The organism is Sodalis-like endosymbiont of Proechinophthirus fluctus (assembly GCF_001602625.1).
Lineage (GTDB): Bacteria > Pseudomonadota > Gammaproteobacteria > Enterobacterales > Enterobacteriaceae.
This window is the reverse complement of the sequence record NZ_LECR01000023.1, coordinates 49,566-52,620: the sequence shown is the minus strand read 5'-3', so window position 1 is coordinate 52,620 and position 3,055 is coordinate 49,566. Positions and strand designations below refer to the sequence as shown.

The following is a 3,055-nucleotide window of genomic DNA, read 5'->3' as shown; positions in this document are numbered from 1 at the left end:
TGCGCCAGCGGGTAGCGCTGATGCGCACTCTGGCAATGCAGCATGATATTATGCTGCTCGATGAGCCGTTCGGCGCCTTGGATTCGCAAACTCGCCTCGCTATGCAGAAATGGTTGTTGCAGGTGTGGTCGGAACAGCTCCGGACAGTGGTGTTTATCACACATGACATCGACGAGGCTATTATGCTTGCGGATCGGGTAGTGGTGATGACGCCACGCCCCGGGCGTATCTGCGCCATCTTGCCAGTCCCGGTCCCCCGGATGCGCACGCTTACCACGCTGACCGACCCTCGCTTTATCGCACTGAAAGGTCAGATCCTTTCCTTAATCTATCACGACGCAGCACGGAGTCTGTAGAGCATGAAAACTCTGCCTAAGGGGCTGTTGGCAGTGGTCGGACCGATCCTCGCCCTACTGCTGGTCATCACTATCTGGGCTGCGGCGGTCCAACTGTGGGAGATCCCGCCGTATGTTCTTCCATCGCCAGCGCTGACCTGGGCCCATATTCTAGCTGATTTGCCAGTGCTACTAGCAGGTTTCTGGCAAACCTTTCTCACTTTTTTACTGGGCTTCGCGCTGGGCGCAGGCGCCGGTTTCACCTTCGCAGTGGTAATGGATGCCCTGACCTGGGTAAGGAGCGTACTGTATCCAATTCTTATCGCTAGTCAGGCGGTGCCGGTTATCGCCATTTCGGCAGCCCTGACTATCTGGCTGGGGTTCGGTCTGGTGCCTAAATTAGTAATCGTCGCGCTGGTAGTGTTTTTCCCAGTAGTGGTCAATGTGCTCGATGGGCTGCATTCCGTTGATCAGGATATGCTGAATTTGGTGCGGTCCATGGGCGGCAGCCGGCTCGGTATTTTTCGCCATGTCAAACTGCCGTCCACCTACACGCCGCTATTTTCCGCACTAAAGCTCTCCGCGACTTTCAGCGTAACTGGCGCGGTGATAGGCGAATGGACTGCCTCCACCAGCGGTGGGCTCGGCGCCTATTTGTTGCAGGCTAATTCTCGATTGAACACCGCCGGCACCTTTGCCGCCATTGCCTTTCTGGCACTACTGGGCGTGGTCAGTTTCCTGATAGTACTGGCGCTGGAGCATCTGATAATGCCCTGGCACCATAACCCCCATGCGCGGCGCTGGTCTCGGCACTACTGGCGCGATTGACGGCCAGGTATCCTTGCACCGGCTCAGACACCGCGGCACTCGCAACGGGTGAACAAAACTTACTTAAACGACCACCTTTTTCTAGCCTATTTAATGACATTACCACTGGCGGCCCCGCGGCAGCGTGATAGAAAACATTGACTGTTGAATAATCATATAGCTTTACCCGAGGGGGATTCCGCCGCACCTTTTTCAAAAATATCTCTTTCTTACTGCTGGTGTTACTTCTGATGCTTAGAGCCTCGATACTCAGCCTACGGCTCATCACCTCCCGGCAAATCAATACAAATGTCGTCCGGCGTGAACAGAAAATGGTGCAGGCGTCCGTCGCTCATTACCTGCACGAACTGGCGGTTCAGCAGTACAAAACATCACCGTCTGGCCTCTGCTGTATGCGTAACTCATCTGGTCCAGGCTAGACGGACAATGGCTGGACGAAAATATCGGCGGCTAGCTGTTTACGGTATTTCACCATCAACAGGTTTACCTGCTTAACGCTTGCTGGCATGGGATCTACGCCACGATAGGCGGCCGGTCGATCTCGCTCCAGGCGCCAATGCTGTTGCTACCGCAGGCGGCGATACTTATTTGATTTTGATGCCGTCTCCCGCCTGCCTGAGAATTACCCAGATGGCGGCGCGTGATAATCACGTCAGTCTGACGCCTACCCTTCAGCTTATGCCCTGAAACTTTGCCGCTTTTGCCCGTATCGACGGCCATAAGTGATAACTATAAGCCCAGTGCGGCCGCTGGCAGGCGGTACTTGCCCGGTATTTATCTGCTCAGCGTAGCGTAGGGGTGGGGTGTCCCCAGCTGACCGCGGATTTTATAAACGATTTAAGCAATCGCTACTTGCTTAACCCCTCAGCTTCAGCGACGATCCTCCTAGACATCGCGAGAACCGCCCTGACGTTGGTCGATCTACAGGAACAAACGGTCAGCACTCTGCGCTGGCCTGCTGCAACATCCTGGCGCCTAGGAGAGCGGGGGCTAAGCATTGCGCTCGGGGGAATAATAGATGCTGACCCAATCCTACCGGGTGGCGTAACAATGGATGAATCGGTTTATCGGGATGAAGATCACTTTGGTGCGATTCTACAGCCCCGACTTCGTCGAGCGCGCTACGGCGATTCTTCAAGCAAAGCAGCGTGATCGGTCACGCATTGAGCTCGGCATCAACGAAATCGTGTTGTTTAATCAAGATTCCTATTCTCTCGGCATCCTGATGACAATGCGGGCCAGAGGATTTACCATCACCGTGGAAAATTTTGGCGACCGCTGCGCCAAGCATCTGGCACCTCAATCAATTCCCGGTGGATAAAATCAAAATCTACTCGTCGTTTATCCAACATATGGAACAAGAAGACAATGCATCAGCCATTGTCGTATCGGTGATACGCCTGGACTACGCCATGGGCGTGTTGATCACCCTACCCGTGGCGTGTACAGTAAGGAAAAACGCGCCACGCTGGAGCAGGTCGCGGCTGCAAAGAATTGCAAGAGCTATTGTTCTCCAAAGCGCTGTCGGAAGCGAGCGTCGTGATGCTCCTGTCTGCCGTGGACAGCGCATCGTCACCTGCCGGTGACGGAAAGGAAGCTGACGCAGGTGACAAGCTCGGGCGCTCAGGGATCAGGTCATTAGGCACGGGCCCGGCACGACTACCCGGCCCTGCTGTCGCCATAAACTGATCTAATACCGCCAGGGGCAGCGAGTAGATAAGCCGCAACCTGTAGGTTACCTACATAAAAGCGGTGATCATCGCGCCGAGGGATTCCAGTCGATAGCATTCTGGGTGGCTGAGCGCGCGGCTGATAATCAATAATAAAGAGGCTGCCAATGGTAATATTATTTTAGTCTTGGGTAGCGTGGTAGCGTGGTAGCGTGGTAGCGT

Annotated in this window: 3 protein-coding genes and 1 pseudogene; 3 read left to right on the top strand and 1 reads right to left on the bottom strand. The window is 54.7% G+C overall.

Features of this window, described 5'->3' with window-relative positions; translation table 11 throughout:
* Both BG74_RS14730 and BG74_RS02745 read left to right on the top strand, forming a co-directional pair.
* Positions 1-356, top strand: a pseudogene (locus tag BG74_RS14730) (ABC transporter ATP-binding protein); the annotation flags it as partial.
* Positions 357-359: 3 nt separating this feature from the next.
* Positions 360-1,163, top strand: a complete 804-nt coding sequence (locus BG74_RS02745; protein WP_066596431.1) for an ABC transporter permease — start codon at positions 360-362, stop codon at positions 1,161-1,163.
* Positions 1,164-1,676: 513 nt separating this feature from the next.
* Here the strand turns inward: BG74_RS02745 and BG74_RS02740 are convergent.
* On the bottom strand, positions 1,677-1,883 hold the full coding sequence (locus BG74_RS02740; RefSeq protein ID WP_066596429.1) for a hypothetical protein: 207 nt from the start codon (positions 1,881-1,883) through the stop codon (positions 1,677-1,679).
* Positions 1,884-2,217: 334 nt separating this feature from the next.
* Here BG74_RS02740 and BG74_RS02735 point away from each other — a divergent pair, with 334 nt between their 5' ends.
* The gene (locus BG74_RS02735; protein ID WP_066596427.1) at positions 2,218-2,484 is read left to right on the top strand and encodes an EAL domain-containing protein; all 267 of its coding nucleotides are present in this window, start codon (positions 2,218-2,220) and stop codon (positions 2,482-2,484) included.
* Positions 2,485-3,055 lie beyond the last annotated feature (571 nt).

Bases quoted from the DNA above. Each gene is read 5' to 3' on its own strand.
- BG74_RS02745 (WP_066596431.1), top strand. From the start codon at position 360: ATGAAAACTCTGCCTAAGGGGCTGTTGGCAGTGGTCGGACCGATCCTC.
- BG74_RS02740 (WP_066596429.1), bottom strand. From the start codon at position 1,883: ATGGCCGTCGATACGGGCAAAAGCGGCAAAGTTTCAGGGCATAAGCTG.
- BG74_RS02735 (WP_066596427.1), top strand. From the start codon at position 2,218: ATGAATCGGTTTATCGGGATGAAGATCACTTTGGTGCGATTCTACAGC.